The 23,514-nt window shown below is 71.1% G+C and carries 21 protein-coding genes and 1 pseudogene; 20 read left to right on the top strand and 2 right to left on the bottom strand.

All coding sequences use genetic code 11. The features are described 5' to 3' along the window. Nucleotides 1–2: 2 nt before the first annotated feature. The 5 genes from aroQ to nusB all read left to right on the top strand — a co-directional run bounded on the left by aroQ (nt 3) and on the right by nusB (nt 3,834). Nucleotides 3–443 carry a type II 3-dehydroquinate dehydratase gene (gene aroQ, locus ACH4FH_RS21435; RefSeq protein ID WP_398557626.1) on the top strand — a complete coding sequence of 147 codons (441 nt, stop codon included), beginning with the start codon at nt 3–5 and terminating at the stop codon, nt 441–443. Nucleotides 444–685: 242 nt separating this feature from the next. Next, nucleotides 686–1,588: a Pro-rich N-terminal domain-containing protein gene (locus ACH4FH_RS21430; RefSeq protein WP_398557464.1), complete on the top strand. Its 903-nt coding sequence runs from the start codon at nt 686–688 to the stop codon at nt 1,586–1,588. A 70-nt stretch (nt 1,589–1,658) separates the two neighbouring features. Beyond that, nucleotides 1,659–2,765: an aminopeptidase P family protein gene (locus ACH4FH_RS21425; RefSeq protein ID WP_398557463.1), complete on the top strand. Its 1,107-nt coding sequence runs from the start codon at nt 1,659–1,661 to the stop codon at nt 2,763–2,765. Nucleotides 2,766–2,830: 65 nt separating this feature from the next. Then, nucleotides 2,831–3,397: an elongation factor P gene (gene efp / locus ACH4FH_RS21420; protein ID WP_398557462.1), complete on the top strand. Its 567-nt coding sequence runs from the start codon at nt 2,831–2,833 to the stop codon at nt 3,395–3,397. Nucleotides 3,398–3,399: 2 nt separating this feature from the next. Next, nucleotides 3,400–3,834, top strand: a complete 435-nt coding sequence (nusB, locus tag ACH4FH_RS21415) for a transcription antitermination factor NusB (protein ID WP_393894204.1) — start codon at nt 3,400–3,402, stop codon at nt 3,832–3,834. A gap of 192 nt (nt 3,835–4,026) precedes the next feature. On the opposite strand, the gene bldD is transcribed toward nusB, so the two are convergent. Then, a complete protein-coding gene (bldD, locus tag ACH4FH_RS21410; RefSeq protein WP_136743645.1) occupies nt 4,027–4,527 on the bottom strand; it encodes a transcriptional regulator BldD in 501 nt (166 codons plus the stop codon). A gap of 222 nt (nt 4,528–4,749) precedes the next feature. Between bldD and pyrR the strand changes: the two genes are divergently transcribed. The 15 genes and pseudogenes from pyrR (at nt 4,750) to ACH4FH_RS21335 (ending at nt 22,264) form a co-directional block, all read left to right on the top strand. Continuing rightward, nucleotides 4,750–5,382 (top strand): bifunctional pyr operon transcriptional regulator/uracil phosphoribosyltransferase PyrR, encoded by a 633-nt coding sequence (gene pyrR, locus ACH4FH_RS21405; RefSeq protein WP_398557461.1) that lies wholly within the window; start codon nt 4,750–4,752, stop codon nt 5,380–5,382. Between the two features lie 92 nt (nt 5,383–5,474). Beyond that, nucleotides 5,475–6,470, top strand: coding sequence for an aspartate carbamoyltransferase catalytic subunit (locus ACH4FH_RS21400; RefSeq protein WP_398557460.1), 996 nt, complete (start codon nt 5,475–5,477; stop codon nt 6,468–6,470). Between the two features lie 2 nt (nt 6,471–6,472). Then, nucleotides 6,473–7,759 carry a dihydroorotase gene (locus ACH4FH_RS21395; protein ID WP_398557459.1) on the top strand — a complete coding sequence of 429 codons (1,287 nt, stop codon included), beginning with the start codon at nt 6,473–6,475 and terminating at the stop codon, nt 7,757–7,759. After that, on the top strand, nt 7,756–8,331 hold the full coding sequence (locus ACH4FH_RS21390; protein ID WP_398557458.1) for a hypothetical protein: 576 nt from the start codon (nt 7,756–7,758) through the stop codon (nt 8,329–8,331). The genes ACH4FH_RS21395 and ACH4FH_RS21390 overlap by 4 nt, the downstream gene beginning before the upstream one ends. Then, entirely contained in the window at nt 8,328–9,470 is a 1,143-nt protein-coding gene (gene carA / locus ACH4FH_RS21385; RefSeq protein ID WP_398557457.1) for a glutamine-hydrolyzing carbamoyl-phosphate synthase small subunit, read from the top strand. The genes ACH4FH_RS21390 and carA overlap by 4 nt, the downstream gene beginning before the upstream one ends. Next, the gene (gene carB, locus ACH4FH_RS21380) at nt 9,463–12,774 is read left to right on the top strand and encodes a carbamoyl-phosphate synthase large subunit (RefSeq protein ID WP_398557456.1); all 3,312 of its coding nucleotides are present in this window, start codon (nt 9,463–9,465) and stop codon (nt 12,772–12,774) included. Before carA ends, carB begins: the two co-directional genes overlap by 8 nt. A gap of 137 nt (nt 12,775–12,911) precedes the next feature. Continuing rightward, nucleotides 12,912–14,021, top strand: coding sequence for a quinone-dependent dihydroorotate dehydrogenase (locus ACH4FH_RS21375; protein WP_398557455.1), 1,110 nt, complete (start codon nt 12,912–12,914; stop codon nt 14,019–14,021). After that, nucleotides 14,018–14,917, top strand: a complete 900-nt coding sequence (gene pyrF / locus ACH4FH_RS21370) for an orotidine-5'-phosphate decarboxylase (protein ID WP_398557454.1) — start codon at nt 14,018–14,020, stop codon at nt 14,915–14,917. The genes ACH4FH_RS21375 and pyrF overlap by 4 nt, the downstream gene beginning before the upstream one ends. Before the next feature lie 198 nt (nt 14,918–15,115). Beyond that, complete coding sequence (locus ACH4FH_RS21365; protein ID WP_043263484.1) at nt 15,116–15,439, top strand: integration host factor; 324 nt, start codon at nt 15,116–15,118, stop codon at nt 15,437–15,439. A gap of 38 nt (nt 15,440–15,477) precedes the next feature. Further along, on the top strand, nt 15,478–16,095 hold the full coding sequence (gmk, locus tag ACH4FH_RS21360) for a guanylate kinase (protein WP_398557453.1): 618 nt from the start codon (nt 15,478–15,480) through the stop codon (nt 16,093–16,095). Nucleotides 16,096–16,165: 70 nt separating this feature from the next. Further along, a complete protein-coding gene (gene rpoZ / locus ACH4FH_RS21355) occupies nt 16,166–16,438 on the top strand; it encodes a DNA-directed RNA polymerase subunit omega (protein ID WP_017242218.1) in 273 nt (90 codons plus the stop codon). A gap of 142 nt (nt 16,439–16,580) precedes the next feature. Further along, nucleotides 16,581–17,816, top strand: a complete 1,236-nt coding sequence (gene coaBC, locus ACH4FH_RS21350) for a bifunctional phosphopantothenoylcysteine decarboxylase/phosphopantothenate--cysteine ligase CoaBC (RefSeq protein WP_398557625.1) — start codon at nt 16,581–16,583, stop codon at nt 17,814–17,816. Between the two features lie 239 nt (nt 17,817–18,055). Then, entirely contained in the window at nt 18,056–19,264 is a 1,209-nt protein-coding gene (gene metK, locus ACH4FH_RS21345; RefSeq protein ID WP_398557452.1) for a methionine adenosyltransferase, read from the top strand. 368 nt (nt 19,265–19,632) lie between these two features. After that, a pseudogene (locus ACH4FH_RS21340) lies at nt 19,633–19,972 on the top strand (GNAT family N-acetyltransferase); the annotation flags it as partial. A gap of 150 nt (nt 19,973–20,122) precedes the next feature. Further along, nucleotides 20,123–22,264 (top strand): primosomal protein N', encoded by a 2,142-nt coding sequence (locus tag ACH4FH_RS21335; RefSeq protein ID WP_398557451.1) that lies wholly within the window; start codon nt 20,123–20,125, stop codon nt 22,262–22,264. A 470-nt stretch (nt 22,265–22,734) separates the two neighbouring features. Here the strand turns inward: ACH4FH_RS21335 and ACH4FH_RS21330 are convergent, their stop codons facing one another. Further along, nucleotides 22,735–23,280 carry a hypothetical protein gene (locus tag ACH4FH_RS21330; RefSeq protein ID WP_398557450.1) on the bottom strand — a complete coding sequence of 182 codons (546 nt, stop codon included), beginning with the start codon at nt 23,278–23,280 and terminating at the stop codon, nt 22,735–22,737. Between the last annotated feature and the right edge of the window lie 234 nt (nt 23,281–23,514).

Raw genomic sequence — 23,514 nt, 5'->3', positions numbered from 1 at the left:
GCGTGAGCCGCCGCGTCCTGGTGTTGAACGGCCCCAACCTGGGCCGGCTGGGCTCGCGTGAGCCCGATGTGTACGGCGCCACCTCGTACGCCGGTCTGGTCGAGCAGTGCACCACGCTCGGCAAGGAGTTGGGGTTCGAGGCGGAGGTCCGCGAGACCAACGACGAGGGCGAGATGATCCGCTGGCTGCACGAAGCCGCGGACGGATCGATTCCGGTCGTCATCAACCCCGGTGCCTTCACGCACTATTCGTACGGCATGCGCGATGCGGCCGCCCAGCGGACCGCGCCGCTCATCGAGGTGCACATCTCCAACCCGTACGCCCGCGAGGAATTCCGCCACAATTCGGTCATCGCTGCGGTCGCCAGCGGTACGGTCGCCGGCTTCGGTATCGGCTCCTACCGCCTCGCGCTGCGCGCGCTGGCCGAGGAATTGAACGGCTGATCCCGCACTCGGGCACTCCCGGCCATCCCCGGCCGTTCACACCGCGAGCGCCCGGGGTGGCAGAGTACCGTTCGCAGTAATACCGCCCGTGCCGACGGCTGCCGGGCACAACAGCCCCCGAGGGCCGGTCGGTTACCGCACGGCACGCCGGGCGGCCCGGCCCGGCGCCCGGGGGCACCCCACCCGGCGTGAGCCGGGGGAGCACCGCACCACGTCGACCGCACGAGACGGAGAGCCACCGGATGCAGTACGCAGTGGGGGCTCCGCTGCCACCGCCCCACCGGCAGGGACCGGGCCATCCGGGACAAGGCATCAGCATGAACTGGAACCCCCAGCCGGGCGGCCACGTACCGCCCGGCCCGCCCCCGTCCCCCTCGCCGCAGCCGGCTCCCGCCGCGCCGCCGGCGCCGCCCGCGTCGACCCCGCCCGCCCCCGGCACCTCCGGGCAGGGCTGGAACGGCTCCGCGCCGCATCAGGCGCCGCCCACCCCGCACAGCACGGACATCACCGGCCACATCCAGCTGCCGCCGGGTGCCCCCGTACCGCTGCCCAGTCCGCCGACCGACACCGCCGCTCCGGACGTCGCGAACGCCGCGCTGGCGGTGCTGCTCATCGGGCCGGCGGGCGCGGGCAAGACCAGCGTCGCCCGCCACTGGGCCGACACCCGGCGGGTGCCGACGGCGCACATCAGCCTCGACGACGTGCGCGAATGGGTCCGCTCCGGCTTCGCCGACCCGCAGACCGGCTGGAACGACCACTCCGAGGCGCAGTACCGCCTCGCCCGCCGCACCTGCGGCTTCGCCGCCCGTAACTTCCTCGCCAACGGAATCTCCTGCATCCTCGACGACGCCGTCTTCCCCGACCGGCCCGTCGTCGGACTCGGTGGCTGGAAGCGCCATGTGGGCCCCGGCCTGCTGCCGGTCGTGCTGCTGCCCGGACTGGAGATCGTCCTGGAGCGCAACGCCCGGCGCAGCGGCAACCGCAGGCTCTCCGACGAAGAGGTGGCGCGGATCCACGGCCGGATGGCCGGTTGGTACGGCTCCGGGCTGCCGATCATCGACAACTCCGCGCACGACGTCCAGACGACCGTGCGGGTGCTCGACGACGTCGTCGCCCGGAGCATCGCCAGCCCGCCCAACTGGTAGCCGGAACCCGCGTCCCCCGGGCGGCTGCGCTCGACCGGCCGTCCGCGGAGACCGGTCGTAGGCTCGTGATATGTCCGAGTTGTACGCGGTCCGACGCACGCGGCTGCGCGACCGCTGCGCCGCAACCGGAAGTACCGCCGCCCTGATCTCGCGCCCCGCCAACGTCCGCTACCTCACCGGCTGCGCGCCGCCCGGCGCGGCGCTGCTCCTGGGCCCCCAAGAGGACCTCCTGCTCTGCGGAACGCCGCTGAGCGGTGACTCTTCCGAGGGCCGGCCCGCCGAGGACGTACGGGTGACCGTGCTGCCCACCCGCGGTGGTGATCCCGTCGTGGCCTGCGCCGATCTGGCCGCCAAAGCCGGTGCGGACACCCTGGCGGTGGAGGAGCACCATCTCACCGTCACCCGTCACCGGGCGCTCTCCCAGGTCGCCCCGCGGATGCGGCTCGCGGACCTGGCCTGTGCGGTCGAGGCGCAGCGGCTGGTGAAGGACGACGAGGAGATCGCCTGTCTGCGGATCGCCGCCGAGATCACCGACCAGGCCCTCGGCGAACTCCTCGAATCGATTCTCGTCGGGCGGACCGAGCGGCATCTCGCCCTGGAGTTGGAGCGCCGGCTGGTGGACCACGGGGCGGACGGCCCGGCCTTCCCCACGTCGGTCGCCACCGGCCAGAATTCGGGACGTCCCGGGCACCTGCCCACCGACCGCAGGGTGGAGGAGGGGGACTTCCTGACCGTCGACCTGGGCGCCAACTACCGTGGCTATCGCTGCGAGATCGGCCGGACCTTCGTCATCGGCACCACCCCGGCGGACTGGCAGATCGAGCTCTACGATCTCGTTTTCGCAGCCCAGCGGGCCGGCCGAGAGGCTCTCGCGCCCGGTGTGGAGTGCCGCGAGGTGGACCGCGTGACGCGTCATGTGCTGGACGCGGCGGGGTACGGTGAGGGCATCGGGCCGTGGACCGGCCACGGCGTGGGGCTCGAAATCGACGAGGACCCTCAGTTGTCGCCTGCCGCCATGGGTAAACTGGACGCTTGCGTGCCGGTCACCGTCGAACCGGGGGTTCACCTCCCCGGCCGCGGAGGTGTCCGGATCGACGACACACTCGTCGTCCGTCCCGAGGCGGACGGCGGGCCCGAGCTACTCACGATCACGACCAAGGAGCTGCTCGCACTGTGAGCCACAGGGTTCACCGCGGCGGCTTCTAGGTACCCACCACCTGCAGTCCAGGAGATTCCGCAACCGTGGCTTCCACGAACGACCTCAAGAACGGCCTGGTGCTCAAGCTCGAAGGGGGCCAGCTCTGGTCCGTCGTCGAGTTCCAGCACGTCAAGCCCGGCAAGGGCCCGGCCTTCGTCCGCACCAAGCTGAAGAACGTGCTCTCCGGCAAGGTGGTGGACAAGACCTTCAACGCCGGTGTGAAGGTCGAGACGGCCACTGTCGACAAGCGCGGGATGCAGTTCTCGTACATGGACGGCGACTACTTCGTCTTCATGGACATGGACACGTACGACCAGCTGCACGTCGACCGCAAGGCTGTCGGCGACGCCGCGAACTTCCTCCTCGAAGGCTTCGAGGCCGTCGTGGCGCAGCACGAGGGCGAGGTCCTCTACGTCGAGCTGCCCGCCGCGGTCGAGCTGGTCATCAAGCACACCGACCCGGGCGTCCAGGGTGACCGCTCCACCGGCGGCTCCAAGCCCGCCACCCTGGAGACGGACTACGACATCCAGGTGCCGCTCTTCATCACCACCGGTGAAAAGATCAAGGTCGACACCCGTACGGGCGACTACCTCGGCCGGGTGAACAGCTAACCGTGGCTGCCCGCAACAAGGCCCGTAAGCGCGCCTTCCAGATCCTCTTCGAGGCCGATCAGCGCGGCGCCGACGTGCAGTCCGTGCTCGCGGACTGGATGCGGCACGCCCGGACCGACCCCCGGCAGCCGCCGGTGAACGAGTACACCCTGCAGTTGATCGAGGGGTACGCGGACCACACCGATCGCATTGACGACCTGATCTCCACCTACTCCGTCGACTGGGCGCTGGACCGGATGCCGGTCGTGGACCGCAGCATCCTGCGGCTCGGCGCCTATGAGCTGATCTGGGTGGACGACACCCCGGACGCGGTGGCGATCGACGAAGCGGTGCAGCTCGCCAAGGAGTTCTCCACGGACGACTCCCCGGCCTTCGTCAACGGCCTGCTGGGCCGTATCAAGGAGCTGAAGCCGGGCCTGCGGCGCGAAACGCAGTAGGCGGACGGCAGAGAGCGTGAACGGGCCCGGAGCGACGCAGGATGCTCCGGGCCCGTCGCATGCCCGCAGAGAGCCTCCTGGGCACGTTCTCCGCCCCACGCGCCTCACACGTCACGGGCGTACCGGACAAAAAACAACCGCCACCCCGGTGGCCCGGGGCGGCGGTACGTTTCTGCAGGTGACGGTCAGGCGTCAGATGTCGTCGTGCGCCACGGCGCGGCGCGCATCGGCGTCCAGCACGCCCCAGCTGATCAGCTGCTCGGTCAGCACCGAGGGCGACTGGTCGTAGATGACGGCGAGGGTGCGCAGGTCGTCCTGGCGGATCGAGAGAACCTTGCCGTTGTAGTCACCGCGCTGGCTCTGGATCGTCGCGGCGTAGCGCTGCAGCGGCCCGGCCTTCTCCTGCGGGACATGGGCGAGGCGCTCCAGATCGAGCACCAGCTTCGGCGGCGGCTCGGCCGCCCCACCGGGCGTCGTACCCGGCAGGAGCTCCTGCACCGGTACGCCGTAGAAGTCCGCCAGCTCGGCGAGGCGCTGCACGGTCACTGCACGGTCGCCGCGCTCGTAGGAGCCCACCACCACGGCCTTCCAGCGACCCTGGGACTTCTCCTCGACACCGTGGAGAGAGAGGCCCTGCTGGGTGCGGATGGCGCGGAGCTTTGCCCCGAGCTGTTTGGCGTATTCGCTGGACATAAAGCTCCCCAGACGGCTGTATCGATATGCGGCTCCGCCGCGTGGCCGGTAACTCACTGTGAGGTTACGCAGCGTAATTTGGCTTCGTCAAGCCGAATGGGCCAGACCTTCGACCGTAGGGGGTGCCCCCGGGTGCCGGAGCGACCCCTGGTAACCTGGGCTGCGTAATTTTGACGTCCTTTAAGGTCCGTCCCGTGAGGCGGAGAAGGGGGTCCGTTTCGTATGGACGCAAGCAGTTCTGACGCAGGAGATCAGCTCCCCGCGCGCCCGGTGCTCGAAGGCCCGGACATCGCGCGGATGCTCACCCGCATCGCCCACGAAATCGTCGAGCGCGCCAAGGGCGCGGACGATGTGGTGCTGCTGGGCATTCCCACCCGCGGGGTCTTCCTCGCCCGGCGGCTGGCCGCCAAGCTCCAGGAGATCACCGGGCGCACCATCCCGGTCGGCTCGCTCGACATCACGATGTACCGCGACGACCTGCGCCTGGGCCCGGCCCGCACGATCGGCCGCACGGAAATCCCCGCCGACGGCATCGAAGGCCGCCTCGTGCTGCTCGTCGACGACGTCCTCTTCTCCGGCCGCACGATCCGCGCCGCGCTGGACGCCCTGGGCGACATCGGACGGCCGCGCGCCGTGCAGCTCGCGGTCCTCGTCGACCGCGGACACCGCGAACTGCCCATCCGCGCCGACTACGTAGGCAAGAACCTCCCCACGTCGCTGCGGGAGACGGTCAAGGTCCAGCTCACCGAGGAGGACGGCCGGGACGCCGTGCTGCTCGGCGTGCGCTCGCCCCGCCCCGGCTCCTCGGACGGGTCCGCGGAAGCCGAGCGGACCACCCCGGCCGGCGAGCGATAGCGCACCGCGTGCGGACCCGGTGATCCCGGGGCCGCGCTCACGCCTGCTCGACGGACATTCCCGCACACCTCCCTCACTCACGGAGTACCCGGATGAAGCGTCACCTCATCTCGGCCGCCGACCTCACCCGCGACGACGCCGTTTTGATCCTCGACACCGCCGAGGAGATGGCTCGCGTCGCGGACCGGCCGATCAAGAAGCTCCCCACCCTCCGCGGCCGCACCGTCGTCAACCTCTTCTTCGAGGACTCGACCCGCACCCGCATCTCCTTCGAGGCCGCCGCCAAGCGGCTCTCGGCGGACGTCATCAACTTCTCCGCGAAGGGTTCCTCGGTCTCCAAGGGCGAGTCGCTCAAGGACACCGCCCTGACGCTGGAGGCGATGGGCGCGGACGCCGTCGTCATCCGGCACCACGACTCCGGCGCCCCGCACCGCCTGGCCACCTCCGGCTGGATCGGCGGATCGGTGGTCAACGCCGGTGACGGCACCCATGAACACCCCACCCAGGCGCTGCTGGACGCGTTCACGATGCGCCGCCGCCTGGTCGGCGCCGACGCGGGACTGGGCAAGGACCTCGCCGGGCGCCGCATCACCATCGTCGGCGACATCCTGCACAGCCGGGTCGCGCGCTCCAACGTCCACCTGCTGACCACGCTCGGCGCCGAGGTCACCCTCGTCGCGCCGCCGACCCTGGTGCCCATCGGCGTGGAGAAGTGGCCGTGCCACGTCTCGTACGACCTGGACTCCGTGGTCGCCGAGTCGGACGCGGTGATGATGCTGCGCGTCCAGCGCGAGCGGATGAACGCCGCCTTCTTCCCCACCGAGCGTGAGTACGCACGGCGCTACGGCCTCGACGGCGACCGGATGGCGCGGATGCCGCAGGGCGCGATCGTGATGCACCCCGGCCCGATGAACCGCGGCATGGAGATCACCGCCGAGGTCGCCGACTCGCCGCGCTGCACCGCCGTCGAACAGGTCACCAACGGTGTCAGCATCCGTATGGCGGTCCTCTATCTGCTCCTGGGCGGCAACGAGCCCGCCATCACCGCCGGCACCGGCACCAGCACGCGCACCGAGGAGAGCAAGTAACCATGAGCAAGATCCTTATTCGCGGGGCCAAGGTCCTCGGTGGCGAGCCGCAGGACGTGCTGATCGACGGCGAGACCATCGCCGAGGTGGGCACGGGGCTGAGCGCCGAGGGCGCCCGGGTGATCGAGGCCGCCGGCCAGATCCTGCTGCCGGGCCTCGTCGACCTGCACACCCACCTGCGCGAGCCGGGCCGTGAGGACTCCGAGACGGTGCTGACGGGCACCAAGGCCGCGGCCGTCGGCGGCTTCACCGCCGTACACGCCATGGCCAACACCTTCCCCGTCGCCGACACCGCCGGCGTCGTCGAGCAGGTTTGGCGGCTGGGCAAGGAGTCCGGCTACTGCGACGTCCAGCCGATCGGCGCGGTGACCGTCGGTCTGGAGGGCAAGAAGCTCGCCGAACTGGGCGCGATGCACGACTCCGCGGCCGGTGTCCGGGTCTTCTCCGACGACGGCAAGTGCGTGGACGACGCGGTGATCATGCGCCGCGCCCTGGAGTACGTGAAGGCCTTCGACGGGGTCGTCGCCCAGCACGCCCAGGAGCCGCGGCTCACCGAAGGCGCGCAGATGAATGAGGGCATCGTCTCCGCGGAGCTGGGCCTGGGCGGCTGGCCGGCGGTCGCCGAGGAGTCGATCATCGCCCGCGATGTGCTGCTCGCCGCGCACGTCGGCTCCCGGGTGCACATCTGCCACCTCTCCACCGCCGGTTCCGTCGAGCTGGTCCGCTGGGCCAAGTCCAAGGGCTGGAACGTCACCGCCGAGGTCACCCCGCACCACCTCCTCCTCACCGACGAGCTGGTCCGCTCCTACAACCCCGTCTACAAGGTGAACCCGCCGCTGCGCACCGAGGCTGATGTCCTCGCGCTGCGCGAGGCGCTCGCCGACGGCACGATCGACTGCGTCGCCACCGACCACGCCCCGCACCCGCACGAGGACAAGGACTGCGAGTGGGGCGCCGCGGCCATGGGCATGGTCGGCCTGGAGACCGCGCTGTCCGTCGTCCAGCACACGATGGTCGACAGCGGGCTGCTGGACTGGGCCGGCGTCGCGGACCGGATGTCCTTCCGGCCCGCCCACATCGGCCGCCTCGAGGGCCACGGCCGTCCCGTCTCGGCTGGTGAGCCCGCCAACCTCACGCTGCACGATTCCGCTTACCGTGGAGTGGTGGACCCCGCAGGCTTCGCCTCCCGCAGCCGCAACACCCCCTACGAGGGCCGTGAGCTGCCGGGACGCGTCACCCACACCTTCCTGCGGGGCCGGGCAACGGTCGTCGACGGGAAGCTGGCGTGACTCCTCCATTGATCCCCCTGGCCGCCGCGCAGAAGTCCGCGGAGGTCACCGACTGGGCCGCGCGGATCGGCTGGGTCGTCGGCCTGCTGCTCTTCATCGCACTGGTCTACTGGCTGATGCGGGAGGGCTGGAAGTGGCGCGGCACGCTCCAGGGCGATGTGCCCGAGCTGCCTGCCGCACCCGCCGAGGCCGGCGAGCCGCAGCTGACGCTGCACGGCCGCTACCACGGCTCCACCACCGCAGGCCAGTGGCTCGACCGCATCGTCGCGCACGGCCTGGGCACCCGTAGCCGCGTCGAACTGACCCTGACCGACCAGGGCCTGCACGTCGTACGACCGGGTGCGCAGGACTTCTTCGTGCCGGCCGCCGCCCTGCGCGGCGCCCGGCTCGACAAGGGCATCGCCGGCAAGGTCCTGCCCGAGGGCGGCCTGCTGATCGTCACCTGGGAGCACGGGAACAAGGAGATCGACTCCGGTTTCCGCTCCGACCGGGCCGCCGAGCACCCGGCGTGGGTCGCGGCCCTCACCACACCGAGCACCACCGAGCACACCGAAACGGAAGGCGCACGATGACGACCTCCACCAGGGGAACTGCGAAGGTTCCCGCCGTACTCGTCCTGGAGGACGGCCGCAGCTTCCGCGGCCGTGCCTACGGGGCCGTGGGGGAGACCTTCGGCGAGGCGGTGTTCTCCACCGGCATGACCGGATACCAGGAGACCCTGACCGACCCGTCGTACCACCGCCAGGTCGTCGTCATGACCGCCCCGCACATCGGCAACACCGGCGTGAACGACGAGGACAACGAGTCCGGCAAGATCTGGGTCTCGGGCTACGTCGTGCGCGACCCCGCCCGTATCCCCTCCAACTGGCGCTCGGTCCGCACCCTGGACGACGAGCTGGTCGCCCAGGGCGTCGTCGGCATCAGCGGAGTCGACACCCGGGCGCTGACCCGCCACCTGCGCGAGAGCGGCGCGATGCGGGTCGGCATCTTCTCCGGCGACGCGCTGCCCGACGCGGGCACCATGCTGGCCAAGGTGCGCCAGGCCCCCGAGATGCAGGGCGCGGACCTCTCCGCCCAGGTCGCCACCAAGGAGTCCTACGTCGTGCCGGCCATCGGCACGAAGAAGTTCACGGTCGCGGCGATCGACCTCGGCATCAAGGGCATGACCCCGCACCGCATGGCGGAGCGCGGCATCGAGGTGCACGTCCTGCCCGCCACCGCCACCGTCGAGGACGTCTACGCGGTCGAGCCAGACGGCGTGTTCTTCTCCAACGGCCCCGGCGACCCCGCCACCGCCGACCACCCGGTGTCCGTGATGCAGGGCGTGCTGGAGCGTAAGACGCCGTTGTTCGGCATCTGCTTCGGCAACCAGATCCTGGGCCGCGCCCTGGGCTTCGGCACCTTCAAGCTCAAGTACGGCCACCGCGGCATCAACCAGCCGGTGCAGGACCGTACGACCGGCAAGGTCGAGGTCACCGCGCACAACCACGGGTTCGCCGTCGACGCCCCGCTCGACACGGTCTCCGAAACCCCCTTCGGCCGCGCCGAGGTCTCCCACGTCTGCCTCAACGACGACGTGGTGGAGGGTCTGCACCTCCTCGACCAGCCGGCTTTCAGCGTCCAGTACCACCCCGAAGCCGCAGCCGGGCCGCACGACGCGGCCTACCTGTTCGACCGCTTCGTCTCTCTCATGGAGGGCCAGCGTGCCTAAGCGCACCGATATCCAGTCCGTCCTGGTCATCGGCTCCGGCCCGATCGTCATCGGCCAGGCCGCGGAGTTCGACTACTCCGGGACCCAGGCCTGCCGGGTTCTGAAGTCCGAGGGCCTGCGGGTCATTCTGGTCAACTCCAACCCCGCCACGATCATGACCGACCCGGAGATCGCCGACGCCACCTACGTCGAGCCGATCACCCCCGAGTTCGTCGAGAAGATCATCGCCAAGGAGCGCCCCGACGCGCTGCTGCCGACCCTGGGCGGCCAGACCGCGCTGAACACCGCGATCTCCATGCACGAGCAGGGTGTGCTGGAGAAGTACGGTGTCGAGCTCATCGGCGCCAACGTCGAGGCGATCAACAAGGGCGAGGACCGCGACCTCTTCAAGGGCGTCGTCGAGGCCGTCAACGCCAAGATCGGCCACGGCGAGTCCGCCCGCTCGGTCATCTGCCACTCGATGGACGACGTCCTCGCCGGCGTCGACACGCTCGGCGGCTACCCCGTCGTCGTCCGCCCCTCCTTCACGATGGGCGGCGCGGGCTCCGGCTTCGCGCACGACGAGGAGGAGCTGCGCCGCATCGCCGGCCAGGGCCTGACGCTCTCCCCGACCACCGAGGTGCTCCTGGAGGAGTCCATTCTCGGCTGGAAGGAGTACGAGCTGGAGCTGATGCGCGACAAGCACGACAACGTCGTGGTCGTCTGCTCCATCGAGAACTTCGACCCGATGGGCGTGCACACCGGTGACTCGATCACCGTCGCCCCGGCGATGACGCTGACCGACCGTGAGTACCAGACGCTGCGGGACGTCGGCATCGCGATCATCCGCGAGGTCGGCGTCGACACCGGCGGCTGCAACATCCAGTTCGCCGTCAACCCCGACGACGGCCGGATCATCGTCATCGAGATGAACCCGCGCGTCTCCCGGTCCTCCGCGCTCGCCTCCAAGGCGACCGGCTTCCCGATCGCCAAGATCGCGGCCCGGCTCGCGGTGGGCTACACGCTCGACGAGATCCCGAACGACATCACCGAGAAGACCCCGGCGTCCTTCGAGCCGACCCTCGACTACGTCGTCGTCAAGGTTCCCCGGTTCGCGTTCGAGAAGTTCCCGGCCGCCGACGCCACCCTCACCACGACCATGAAGTCGGTCGGCGAGGCCATGGCCATCGGCCGTAACTTCACCGAGGCGCTCAACAAGGCGCTGCGCTCCCTGGAGAAGAAGGGCAGCCAGTTCGCCTTCGTGGGCGACCCCGGCGACAAGGCCGAACTGCTGCGCACCGCCCAGGTTCCGACCGATGGCCGGATCAACACGGTGATGCAGGCGATCCGGGCCGGCGCCACCCCGCAGGAGATCTTCGACAACACGAAGATCGACCCGTGGTTCGTCGACCAGCTCTTCCTGGTCAAGGAGATCGCGGACGAGATCGCGGACGCCGAGAAGCTCCACCCGGAGATCCTTGCGGAAGCAAAGCGGCATGGCTTCTCCGACGCCCAGATCGGTGCCATCCGCGGCCTGCGTGAGGACGTCGTCCGCGAGGTCCGGCACGCGCTCGGCGTCCGACCGGTCTACAAGACCGTCGACACCTGCGCCGCCGAGTTCGCGGCCAGGACGCCGTACTTCTACTCCTCCTACGACGAGGAGAGCGAGGTCGCGCCGCGCGAGAAGCCGGCCGTGATCATCCTCGGCTCCGGCCCGAACCGGATCGGCCAGGGCATCGAGTTCGACTACTCCTGCGTCCACGCCTCGTTCGCGCTGAGCGACGCCGGCTACGAGACCGTGATGGTCAACTGCAACCCCGAGACCGTCTCCACCGACTACGACACCTCCGACCGGCTCTACTTCGAGCCGCTCACCCTGGAGGACGTCCTGGAGATCGTGCACGCCGAGACCCAGGCGGGCCCGGTCGCCGGTGTCATCGTCCAGCTCGGCGGCCAGACCCCGCTGGGCCTGGCGCAGGCGCTCAAGGACAACGGCGTGCCGATCGTCGGCACCTCGCCCGAGGCCATCGACCTCGCCGAGGAGCGCGGCGCGTTCGGCCGGGTGCTGACCGACGCCGGTCTGCCCGCTCCCAAGTACGGCACCGCCTTCTCCTTCGAGCAGGCCAAGAAGATCGCCGCCGAGATCGGGTTCCCGGTCATGGTCCGGCCCTCCTACGTGCTGGGCGGCCGCGGCATGGAGATCGTCTACGACGAGCCGTCGCTGGGCGAGTACCTCACCCGCCACGCCGGCCTGATCGACCAGCACCCGGTCCTCATCGACCGGTTCCTCGACGACGCCATCGAGATCGACGTCGACGCCCTCTACGACGGCACCGAGCTCTACCTCGGCGGCGTCATGGAGCACATCGAGGAAGCCGGCATCCACTCCGGCGACTCCGCCTGCGCGCTGCCCCCCATCACCCTCGGCGGCTTCGACATCAAGCGGCTGCGCGCCTCCACGGAGGCCATCGCCAAGGGCGTCGGCGTCCGCGGCCTGATCAACATCCAGTTCGCGATGGCCGGGGACATCCTCTACGTCCTCGAAGCCAACCCGCGGGCCTCGCGCACCGTCCCCTTCACCTCGAAGGCCACCGCGGTGCCGCTGGCCAAGGCCGCCGCGCGGATCTCGCTGGGCGCCACCGTGGCCGAACTGCGCGCCGAGGGCATGCTCCCGGCGACCGGCGACGGCGGCACCCTGCCGCTGGACGCGCCGATCTCCGTCAAGGAAGCCGTCATGCCCTGGTCGCGGTTCCGCGACGCGTCCGGACGCGGCGTGGACACCATCCTCGGCCCGGAGATGCGCTCCACCGGCGAGGTCATGGGCATCGACTCGGTCTTCGGCACCGCCTACGCCAAGTCCCAGGCCGGCGCCTACGGAGCGCTGCCCACCAAGGGCCGCGCCTTCGTCTCCGTCGCCAACCGCGACAAGCGTTCGATGATCTTCCCGGCCCGTGAGCTGGTCGCGCACGGCTTCGAGCTGCTCGCCACCTCCGGCACCGCCGAGGTGCTGCGCCGCAACGGCATCAACACCACCGTGGTGCGCAAGCAGTCCGAGGGCGAGGGCCCGAACGGCGAGAAGACCATCGTCCAGCTGATCCACGACGGCCAGGTCGACCTGATCGTCAACACCCCCTACGGCACCGGCGGCCGGCTCGACGGCTACGACATCCGTACCGCCTCGGTGGCCCGCGGCATCCCCTGCCTGACCACGGTCCAGGCGCTCGCCGCCGCCGTACAGGGCATCGAGGCCGTGTCCCGCGGCGATGTGGGCGTGCGTTCCCTCCAGGAACACGCGCAACATCTCACCGCCGCCCGCGAGGAGTAAGGCGCACGAGGGGGACACCGAAACGGTGTCCCCCTCTTCATGGGCCCCCGCCCCCCTTGGCCGGTTTCCGGGGCCCGTTCCGGGACCGACCCGTCCCGCGCTCACTCGCGCCCGCTCACTCGCGTGGAAGGCACGCCATGTATCACCTGTTCTTCAAGCTCTTCTTCCAGCGGATGGACGCCGAGCAGGCCCACCACCAGGCCTTCGCCTGGATCCGCCGCGCCGCCCGGATCCCGGTCCTGCGCACCTTCGTCGCGGCCGCCCTCGCGCCCCGGTACAAGGAGCTGCGCACCGAGGCGCTGGGCCTGCGGATGCACGGCCCGTTCGGCCTGGCCGCCGGCTTCGACAAGAACGCGGTCGCCATCGACGGCATGACGATGCTCGGCTTCGACCACGTCGAGATCGGCACCGTCACCGCGCAGCCCCAGCCGGGCAACCCCAAGAAGCGCCTGTTCCGGCTGGTGCCGGACCGCGCGCTCATCAACCGCATGGGCTTCAACAACGAGGGCTCCGCGGCCGTGGCGGCCCGCCTGGCCGCCCGCAACCCGGTCTTCAAGGCCGCCGTCGGGGTCAACATCGGCAAGACCAAGATCGTTCCGGAGGAGGAGGCGGTCGGCGACTACGTCACCTCCACCGAGCGGCTCGCCGCCCACGCCGACTATCTGGTCGTCAACGTCTCCTCCCCGAACACCCCGGGCCTGCGCAACCTCCAGGCCGTCGACCACCTGCGCCCGCTGCTGACCGCCGTCCGCGAGGCCGCCGACCGTACGGTCACCGACCGCCGGGTCCCGCTGCTGGTCAAGATCGCCCCGGACCTCGCCGACGCGGACGTCGACGCCGTCGCCGACCTCGCCGTCGAACTCGGCCTGGACGGCATCATCGCCACCAACACCACCATCGCCCGCGACGGTCTCGGCCTGACCTCCGACCCGGCCCTGGTGGCCGAGACCGGCGGCCTGTCCGGCGCACCCGTCAAGGAGCGCTCCCTGGAGGTGCTGCGCCGCCTGTACGCCCGTGTGGGCGACCGGATCACCCTCATCGGGGTCGGCGGCATCGAAACCGCCGAGGACGCCTGGCAGCGCATCCTGGCCGGTGCCACCCTGGTCCAGGGCTACAGCGCCTTCATCTACGAGGGCCCCTTCTGGTGCCGCGCCCTGCACAAGGGCCTGGCCGCCCGGCTGCGCAACAGCCCGTACGCCACCCTCGCCGACGCCGTCGGCGCCGAGCACAAGAAGGTGACCGCATGACGGCCGGCCCCTCGCCCGACCACAGCCCCTCGACGGCGCCCTCAGGGCAGCGGCAGTCCCCGCCGGCCTTCGGGGCCCGTCTGCGCCGTGCCATGGACGAGCGTGGCCCGCTCTGCGTCGGCATCGACCCGCATGCCTCGCTGCTGGCCGACTGGGGCCTGAACGACGACGTGGCGGGCCTGGCGCGGTTCGCCCGTACCGTCGTCGAGGCGCTGGCCGACCGCGTCGCCGTCCTCAAGCCGCAGTCCGCCTTCTTCGAACGCTTCGGCTCCCGCGGTGTCGCCGTCCTGGAGACCGCGGTCGAGGAGGCGCGGGAGCGCGGCGCGCTGGTCGTCATGGACGCCAAGCGCGGCGACATCGGCTCCACGATGGCCGCCTACGCCGCCACCTACCTCGACCCGGCCTCCCCGCTGTTCTCGGACGCCGTCACGGTCAGCCCCTACCTCGGCTACGGGTCGCTGCGCCCCGCCGTGGATCTCGCCCGCGAGCACGGCTGCGGTCTGTTCACGCTCGCCCTCACCTCCAACGAGGAGGGCCAGGAGGTCCAGCGGGCCGTACGGGCCGACGGCACCTCCGTCGCCGCCACGATGCTCGGCCACCTCGCGGCCGAGAACGCCGGTGCCGAGCCGCTGGGCTCCTTCGGCGCGGTGGTCGGTGCCACGCTCGGCGATCTCTCGTCGTTCGACCTGGCGATCAACGGACCGCTCCTCGCGCCCGGTATCGGTGCGCAGGGCGCCACCCCCGCCGACCTCCCCGGGGTCTTCGGAAGTGCGGTACGCAACGTCGTGCCGAGCGTCAGCCGAGGGGTGCTGCGGCACGGTCCGGACATCGCCGCACTGCGCGCGGCCGCGGCGCAGTTCGCCGATGAAGTGCAGTCGGCGGCCCTCCAGGCGTGAGTTTGATCCCGAATTGTCCTGGTCAGCAGAGTCTGACCAGGACTTTTCGTCTGTTCTCGCTGACTCTGGCGCCGTCGGCCGCTAGTCTCCGTCGAGAGCACCGCACGTAAGCGCGTTGCTCGTTGCTCCGCAGGTGCGGGGCGACTAGGTTCCACACCGGTCCGTATCCGACAGTTCGACATCCGAGGTGACGTAGGCGTGGCTCTTCCGCCCCTTACCCCTGAACAGCGCGCAGCCGCGCTCGAGAAGGCCGCCGCGGCTCGCCGGGAGCGCGCCGAGGTCAAGAATCGGCTCAAGCACTCCGGTGCATCCCTCCATGAGGTCATCAAGCAGGGGCAGGAGAACGACGTCATCGGCAAGATGAAGGTCTCCGCCCTGCTGGAGTCCCTGCCCGGCGTCGGCAAGGTCCGCGCCAAGCAGATCATGGAGCGGCTCGGGATCTCCGAGAGCCGCCGCGTACGGGGTCTTGGCTCCAACCAGATCGCGTCGCTGGAGCGCGAGTTCGGCAGCCCTGCTTCCTGAGTTTCCCGGTACCACCGGGAAGCTGGAATAATCGCCCCATGGCTGCAACATCCCGGGGGACGACCCCCGCGCCCCCGGACGCTCGTCCGCGACTGACCGTGCTCTCCGGCCCCTCGGGGGTCGGCAAGAGCACGGTCGTCGCTCATCTGCGCAAAGTCCACCCCGAGGTCTGGCTCTCGGTTTCGGCCACCACCCGTAAGCCGCGCCCCGGGGAACGGCACGGCATCCACTATTTCTTCGTCGACGACGAAGAATTCGACAAGCTCGTCGCCAACGGCGAGCTGCTGGAGTGGGCGGAGTTCGCGGGCAACCGCTACGGCACCCCGCGAAAGGCGGTCCTGGACCACCTGGAGTCCGGGGAGCCGGTCCTGCTGGAGATCGATTTGCAGGGCGCCCGCCAGGTCCGCGAGTCCATGCCGGAGGCGGAGCTGGTCTTCCTGGCCCCGCCGAGCTGGGAGGAGCTGGTCCGCCGGCTCACCGGGCGGGGCACCGAGGCCCCCGAGGTCATCGAGCGCCGCCTGGCGGCCGCGAGGATCGAGCTGGCCGCGGAGAAGGAGTTCGATGTGACCCTTGTCAACACCTCCGTCGAGGACGTCAGCCGTGAGCTGCTAGCCTTGATGCTGCGTCGACCTGGGGACCAGAAGAACAGCGGCTGACCCCGCGGACCTCCAGACCGCCCAAGATTTTTGCGTTACACCCGCTTCATCCCCCTTCGGAAGGTAGAGAGTGTCCTCTTCCATGACCGCACCCGAGGGCATCATCAACCCGCCAATTGATGAGCTTCTCGAGGCCACCGACTCGAAGTACAGCCTCGTGATCTACGCCGCCAAGCGCGCGCGTCAGATCAACGCGTACTACTCGCAGCTCGGCGAGGGCCTGCTCGAGTACGTCGGCCCCCTCGTCGACACGCACGTCCACGAGAAGCCCCTGTCGATCGCGCTTCGCGAGATCAACGCGGGTCTGCTGACCTCCGAGGCCATCGAGGGCCCGGCTCAGTAAGCAGCACCATGTGCACACCAAGGGCCCGGTGGGGGCACCTGCCAGCGTCCAGCTGGGGGAGCATCTGCCGGGCCCTTGGTATGTCACCGTACGGACGGACCCGGCCCGTACGGACGGACCTAGCTCGGGGAGCAGCGAAGCGATGGACATGCGGGAGCGGGACAAGCCCAAGGTCGTCCTGGGGGTCAGCGGCGGGATCGCCGCGTACAAGGCGTGCGAGCTGCTGAGGCGGCTCACCGAGTCCGGCCACGACGTGCGGGTGGTGCCGACCGCCGCGTCGCTGCATTTCGTCGGTGAGGCCACCTGGTCGGCGCTGTCCGGCCATCCGGCCTCCACCGAGGTCTGGGAATCCGTCCACGAGGTCCCGCACGTCCGTATCGGCCAGGCGGCCGACCTCGTCGTCGTGGCCCCCGCCACCGCGGACCTGCTGGCCAAGGCCGCCCACGGACTCGCCGACGACCTGCTGACGAACACGTTGCTCACCGCGCGCTGTCCGGTGGTCTTCGCCCCGGCGATGCACACCGAGATGTGGGAGCACCCCGCCACCCAGGAGAACGTCGCCACCCTGCGCCGTCGCGGTGCCGTCGTGATCGAGCCCGCGGTCGGCCGGCTGACCGGCGTGGACACCGGCAAGGGCCGCTTCCCCGACCCGGTCGAGATCTTCGAGCTCTGCCGCCGGGTGCTGGCCCGGGGCGCGCGGGCGCTGACGCAGGACCTGGCCGGCCGCCATGTCGTGATCAGCGCCGGCGGCACCCGCGAGCCGCTGGACCCGGTGCGCTACCTGGGCAACCGCTCCTCGGGCAAGCAGGGCTACGCCCTCGCCGGGATCGCGGCGGCCCGCGGCGCCCGGGTCACGCTCGTCGCGGGCAACACCGAGCTGCCGGATCCCGCCGGGGTCGACGTCGTACGCATCGGTACGGCCGTCCAGCTCCGGGAGGCCGTGCTGAAGGCTGCGGCGGACGCCGACGCGGTGGTCATGGCGGCCGCGGTCGCCGATTTCCGGCCGGCCGTCTATGCCACCGGCAAGATCAAGAAGAGGGACGGGCAGGAGCCGGATCCGGTCACCCTGGTCCGTAATCCGGACATCCTCGCCGAGATCTCCGCCGATCGCGCCCGACCGGGCCAGCTCGTGGTCGGATTCGCGGCCGAGACCGACAATGTTCTTGACAACGGACGTGCCAAGCTCGCCCGCAAGGGCTGTGACCTGCTGGTCGTCAACGAGGTCGGCGAGCACAAGGCTTTCGGCTCGGCGGAGAACGAGGCGGTCGTCCTGGCCGCCGACGGGAGCGAGACCCCGGTGCCGTACGGGCCCAAGGAAGCGCTGGCCGAAACCGTATGGGACCTGGTGACGGCGCGACTCGCCGAGCCCTGTCCCTGAGTCCCCCGTTACGCCGTGTTCACCGAACGACTACCGGTGCGCCCCCTTGACCCGGCCTTCCCTCAAGGTGATCGTCCTACGGTGAGGCATGGTGTCCCAGGTCACGGGCGTCCATAAATCGAGACTGCGTGCCCCAACGTCACCTACGACCGATAAACTGAACGTGGATCGGGCCGAGCGCAGCTCTCGGCCCCTCCGCCAATGATCAGCCAGCAGCCGCTGCAACCCCAGGGAGCGATGTGTCCCGCCGCCTGTTCACCTCGGAGTCCGTCACCGAGGGCCACCCCGACAAGATCGCTGACCAGATCAGCGACACGATTCTCGACGCACTCCTGAAGGAGGACCCGGCATCCCGGGTCGCCGTGGAGACGTTGATCACCACCGGCCTGGTGCATGTGGCCGGCGAGGTGACGACGAAGGCGTACGCCGATATCCCGAATCTTGTCCGCAACAAGATCCTCGACATCGGCTACGACTCGTCCAAGAAGGGCTTCGACGGCGCTTCCTGTGGTGTCTCGGTCTCCATCGGCTCGCAGTCCCCGGACATCGCCCAGGGCGTCGACACCGCGTACGAGAAGCGGGTCGAGGGTGACGAGGACGAGCTGGACAAGCAGGGCGCCGGCGACCAGGGCCTGATGTTCGGGTACGCCTGCGACGAGACCCCGGAGCTGATGCCGCTCCCGATCAACCTCGCGCACCGCCTGTCCACGCGCCTGTCCGAGGTGCGCAAGAACGGGACCATCCCCTACCTGCGCCCCGACGGCAAGACCCAGGTCACCATCGAGTACGACGGTCACAAGGCCGTGCGGCTGGACACCGTCGTGGTCTCCTCGCAGCACGCCTCGGACATCGACCTGGACTCGCTGCTCGCTCCGGACATCCGCGAGTTCGTCGTCGAGCACGTGCTCAACCAGCTCGTCGAGGACGGCATCAAGCTGGACACCGACGGCTACCGTCTGCTGGTGAACCCGACCGGCCGCTTCGAGATCGGTGGCCCGATGGGCGACGCCGGTCTGACCGGCCGCAAGATCATCATCGACACCTACGGCGGCATGGCCCGTCACGGTGGCGGCGCTTTCTCCGGCAAGGACCCGTCCAAGGTCGACCGCTCGGCCGCCTACGCCATGCGCTGGGTCGCCAAGAACGTCGTCGCGGCCGGCCTGGCCTCCCGTTGCGAGGTCCAGGTGGCATACGCGATCGGCAAGGCGGAGCCCGTCGGCCTGTTCGTCGAGACCTTCGGCACCGCCACGGTCGACACGGACAAGATCGAGCAGGCCATCGGCGAGGTCTTCGACCTTCGCCCGGCCGCGATCATCCGTGACCTCGACCTGCTCCGCCCGATCTACTCCCAGACCGCCGCCTACGGCCACTTCGGCCGTGAGCTGGAGGACTTCACCTGGGAGCGCACCGACCGCGTCGAAGCGCTGCAGAAGGCCGCCGGCCTCTAGGCCCACGCCCTGCCGCACGGCACACCCCACGGCCCCGGACCAGTCGGTCCGGGGCCGTGGGTTTTTTGCCGCCGGGGGTGCCCGGCTTGCGGTGTGGCCGGTCGGCGGCGGGCACGAGCCTCCGCACTCCCGGTGTGCGGGGGCGTACGGCGCCGCTCCCTGCGTGCTGCGGGCCAGGGGCTGTCCGACGATTCAGGTGACTCCCTTGTCGGGCCACTCCTTTGCCCCCGGCGAGCGGACTGCCCGCCGCTGGCCGGAGATCATCAGGGGCAGAATGTCCGTATGTCGATAACGGGCACCCCGAAGAAGGCAACGGTCGACGACGCTCGTCCGGTCAGCCGCGCCCTGGCCTGGCGCCTGCGCCCCCCATCCTCGGGGACCGGGCCCTGCCGTTCTGCGATCCCATCGAGGCAGCGGCCCAGCACGCACCGCGGGAACCTCACTGGCACCTGGCGTTGATCGGCGCCGGTCCGGCGGCCCACGGCCAGGGGCAGGGAGCCGCCCTGATCCGCTCGGCGCCGGCACGGCAGACACGGCGGGCCTGTCCGTCCATCTGGAGTCCCCCAAACCATCCAACCTCCCCTACTACGAGCACTTCGGCTTCACCGCGCGCGAGGAGTTGCGACCGCCCGGGGGGCGATGCTGTGGGCCATGCAGGGCGAGCCCTCCCCCCGCCAGAGGTCTGAGGGCCGTCCGGCGGGCTCTTGACGGAGCCACAACCGCATCGCGGTGAGGCTGCCCGTGTCGTGGAAGACGAGGGTCCTCGCGTCGCCGGGGTCCGCGCGGTGATGTGTGGCGGTCGTCGGGGCCGTGGAACGTTATCGGGCGTTGTCATAGGCGTCTGGTAGGACTGATGCTGTGAGCAGGGAGAACGGGCGACCGGAGGCGGGGGCGGAGTCGGGTGGGGGCGAGCAACTGGCCCTCATCCGGGAGACCGTGCGTGAGACCAAGGCGGAGCGGGCGAAGCCGCGGACCTGGCGAGGCGCGGAGCTGGCCGCCGGGCTGCCGGTGGCGCGGGTGCTGGTGGACAAGGGGCTGGTGCACCTCGACCGTTATTTCGACTACGCGGTGCCCGCAGCCATGGACGCCGAGGCCCAGCCCGGGGTGCGGGTGCGGGTGCGGTTCGGGGCGGGGGAGAAGGGCGGCCGCCGCGAGGGCGGCAAGCTGGTCAGCGGGTTCATCGTGGAGCGGGCCGCGGAGAGCGACTACCGCGGGGTGCTCGCCCCCCTCGCGCAGGTGCTGTCGACCGAGCGGGTGCTCTCGCCCGAGCTGCTGGCGCTGTGCCGCGCCGTGGCCGACCGGTATGCCGGCACCCTCGCCGATGTGGTCCAGCTGGCGGTGCCGCCTCGTCGGGCGCGCGCGGAAGCCAAGCCGTCACCCGCCCCGCCTCCTCCCAACGCGCCACCGGATCCCGGCAGTTGGGATCGGTATGCGGCGGGTCCCGGCTTTCTGACGGCGCTGGCGCGCGGGGACGCGCCGCGCGCGGTGTGGACGGCGCTGCCCGGCCCGACCTGGCCGCAGGAGCTGGCGCGGGCGGTGGCCGCGGCCTTGGCCTCGGGGCGCGGCGCGCTGGTCGTGGTGCCCGACGGGCGGGCCGCGGCGCGGGTCGACGCGGCGCTCGGCGAGCTGATCGGGGAGGGCAGGCATGTGCTGCTCACCGCGGATTCCGGCCCCGAGGAGCGCTACCGCCGGTGGCTGGCGGTCAGCCGTGGCTCCGTGCGCGCCGTGATCGGGACTCGCGCCGCGATGTTCGCGCCGGTGGCCGACCTGGGCCTGGTCGCCCTGTGGGACGACGGCGACGCCAGCCACAGCGACCCGCACGCCCCGCAGCCGCACGCCCGCGAGGTGCTGATTCAGCGGTCGGTCACCGAACGCGCCGGATTCCTGCTCGGTGGGCTGAGCTGTACGGTCGAGGCGGCCCAGCTGGTCGAGACGAGTTGGGCGCGTCCCTTGACCGCCGACCGGGAGCAGGTGCGGGCCGCGGCCCCGATGGTGCGTACGGTCGGCGATGCCGACGAGGCGCGGGACGCCGCAGCCCGGGCCGCCCGGCTGCCGACGATGGCCTGGCAGGTGGTGCGGGAGGGACTGAAGCGCGGACCGGTGCTCGTTCAGGTCCCGCGCCGCGGGTACGCCCCGCGGTTGGCGTGCGAACGGTGCCGCGCCCCGGCCCGCTGTCGGGCCTGCGCCGGGCCCCTGGAGTCGCAGAGCGCCGGCGAGCTGGCCTGCGCCTGGTGCGGGCGCCCGGAGCCGGACTGGCATTGCTCGGAGTGCGGTGGCGCCCGGCTGCGGGCCCAGATCGTGGGCGCGCGGCGGACGGCGGAGGAGCTGGGCCGGGCCTTCCCTGCCGTCCCGGTGCGTACCTCCGGCCGCGATCACGTGCTGACGTCCGTACCCGGTGTCCCCGCGCTGGTGGTGAGCACCCCGGGTGCGGAGCCGGTGGCTGAGGGCGGCGGGTATGCCGCGGCACTGCTGCTGGACGGCTGGGCACTGCTCGGGCGGCCGGACCTCCGGGCGGGGGAGGAGGCGCTGCGCCGCTGGCTGGGCGCCGCGGCGCTGGTCCGCGGCCACGCCGACGGTGGCACGGTCGCCGTCATCGCGGAGGCGACGCTGCGCCCCGTCCAGGCCCTGGTGCGCTGGGATCCGGTCGGGCACGCGGTGCGTGAGCTGGCGGAGCGGGCCGAGCTGGGTTTTCCGCCGGTGTCGAGGATGGCCTCGGTGGCGGGCCGCAGCGACGATGTCGTCGAGCTGCTGAAGGCGACGGAACTCCCGCAGGGGGCCGAGGTGTTGGGTCCGGTACCGCTGCCGGTTCCCGACCCGGGCCGTCCCCGTCGGCCGGGCGACCCGCCGCCGGGGGAGGAGTGGGAGCGCGCTCTCGTACGCGTCCGGCCGGGCCAGGGCGCCGCGCTCGCCGCGGCACTCAAGGCCGCCCGCGCGGCGCGGCTGGTGAAACGCGAGGGCGAGCCGGTACGGGTACGGATCGACCCGCCGGACCTCGGCTGAGGCCGGCGTCGGCCGCGCGGCCGGACGCCGACCGAGCTGCCGAGTTCCCCACTGCCGACTCCAGCTCCGGGCCGCGCTCCAGCTAAGGGCCGGGCTTCGGGCCGCTGCGTCGTGGCTGGGCTGAGGGGCCGGGCGGGATGGCCGGGGAGCGGGAGACGGTAGGCGAAACGGGGAACCCGCGCAGGTCGGGCGCCCCGCGGCACGAGGGCGGTGGTGCCGCGCGGGGTGGGGTCGGGACTCGGGCGACGGCCCCTACGGGGACGGACTGACCACCGTCGCCCGGGAGTTGGAAGACGTCACCTTCCATGTCCCGTACGGGGGAAGGCGTCGACGTCACCCGTAGAGGGAGCCGGCGCGTCAGAACCCCGAACCCCTTGCGGATATGGCGCCGCCCCGGGACCGGTGTCGGCGGGCGGTCCCGGGGCGTTGGCGAGCGTCGGGGAGCTTTGCTCCCGGCGTCGGTGTCGGCGTCAGCCGTTACGGGGGCCGGGAAAGGCACCCGAACGGGCATCTTCCCTGGTGGATGCGGATGCCTGGGCGGGCAGGGAACGGGCGGTGGGGACGGACGGCGCACCGGGCAGGCTCGCGGCCACGGTCACGGCGCGGGGCGCGGGTGCCTCGGGCGAACGGACGGCCGACTCGCCGCCGTCGACGGCGGGTTGGGCGGCGGCGCGGCGGGCGCCGTAGCGGCGGTGCACCGCCTGCTTGGTGACGCCGAGCGCAGAACCCACCGCGTCCCACGAGAAGCCCAGCGAACGGTCGAAGTCGACCGCCGCGGTGACGAGTGTCTCGACGCTGTCCCGCAGCTCCTGGGCCAGGCGCACCGTCGGTGCGGGCGCGCGTCCGTACACGACGAATCCCGCGGAGGGACCTGTCCGCCGTGGCCGGTAGACGTTGCCGAGCTGAGCGGTCAGCGTGCGCAGCGCGTCCACCTGCCGGCGGACCCGCTCGATGTCCCGCACCAGGAGATGCAGGCTGGCGCGCGCCTGGGCGTCGTGGGTTGCGTGGTCGGCCATGAGCAAGCCTCTCGAACCGGCGTGGAAAGGAAGGGTGATAGCGATCGGGCCGTACAAGCGCCCCGATCTAGGTCAATGCTGTTTGACCAACGCGACAGCAGCGGCTCTGGTCACGGTATGGGGGCGTACGAGCTTCCGCGCGGGGCGCGGGCAGGACCGCACGCCCCCTTGAGTGAGGGTGGGAGTCACCGACTCGCGGCCGGGGCCGCGCCGCCTAGACTGTTGTGTCGTTCC

Source organism: Streptomyces sp. NPDC017993 (genome assembly GCF_044328065.1).
Lineage (GTDB): Bacteria > Actinomycetota > Actinomycetes > Streptomycetales > Streptomycetaceae > Streptomyces.
The sequence above is the reverse complement of the archived record's forward strand: the minus strand, read 5'-3'. Positions and strand labels throughout refer to the sequence as shown.

Excerpts from the sequence above, each read along its gene's own strand:
- ACH4FH_RS21430 (WP_398557464.1), top strand. The coding sequence starts at position 686 with ATGCAGTACGCAGTGGGGGCTCCGCTGCCACCGCCCCACCGGCAGGGA.
- ACH4FH_RS21425 (WP_398557463.1), top strand. The coding sequence starts at position 1,659 with ATGTCCGAGTTGTACGCGGTCCGACGCACGCGGCTGCGCGACCGCTGC.
- bldD (WP_136743645.1), bottom strand. The coding sequence starts at position 4,527 with ATGTCCAGCGAATACGCCAAACAGCTCGGGGCAAAGCTCCGCGCCATC.
- pyrR (WP_398557461.1), top strand. The coding sequence starts at position 4,750 with ATGGACGCAAGCAGTTCTGACGCAGGAGATCAGCTCCCCGCGCGCCCG.
- ACH4FH_RS21400 (WP_398557460.1), top strand. The coding sequence starts at position 5,475 with ATGAAGCGTCACCTCATCTCGGCCGCCGACCTCACCCGCGACGACGCC.
- ACH4FH_RS21395 (WP_398557459.1), top strand. The coding sequence starts at position 6,473 with ATGAGCAAGATCCTTATTCGCGGGGCCAAGGTCCTCGGTGGCGAGCCG.
- carA (WP_398557457.1), top strand. The coding sequence starts at position 8,328 with ATGACGACCTCCACCAGGGGAACTGCGAAGGTTCCCGCCGTACTCGTC.
- ACH4FH_RS21375 (WP_398557455.1), top strand. The coding sequence starts at position 12,912 with ATGTATCACCTGTTCTTCAAGCTCTTCTTCCAGCGGATGGACGCCGAG.
- pyrF (WP_398557454.1), top strand. The coding sequence starts at position 14,018 with ATGACGGCCGGCCCCTCGCCCGACCACAGCCCCTCGACGGCGCCCTCA.
- gmk (WP_398557453.1), top strand. The coding sequence starts at position 15,478 with ATGGCTGCAACATCCCGGGGGACGACCCCCGCGCCCCCGGACGCTCGT.
- coaBC (WP_398557625.1), top strand. The coding sequence starts at position 16,581 with ATGGACATGCGGGAGCGGGACAAGCCCAAGGTCGTCCTGGGGGTCAGC.
- ACH4FH_RS21330 (WP_398557450.1), bottom strand. The coding sequence starts at position 23,280 with ATGGCCGACCACGCAACCCACGACGCCCAGGCGCGCGCCAGCCTGCAT.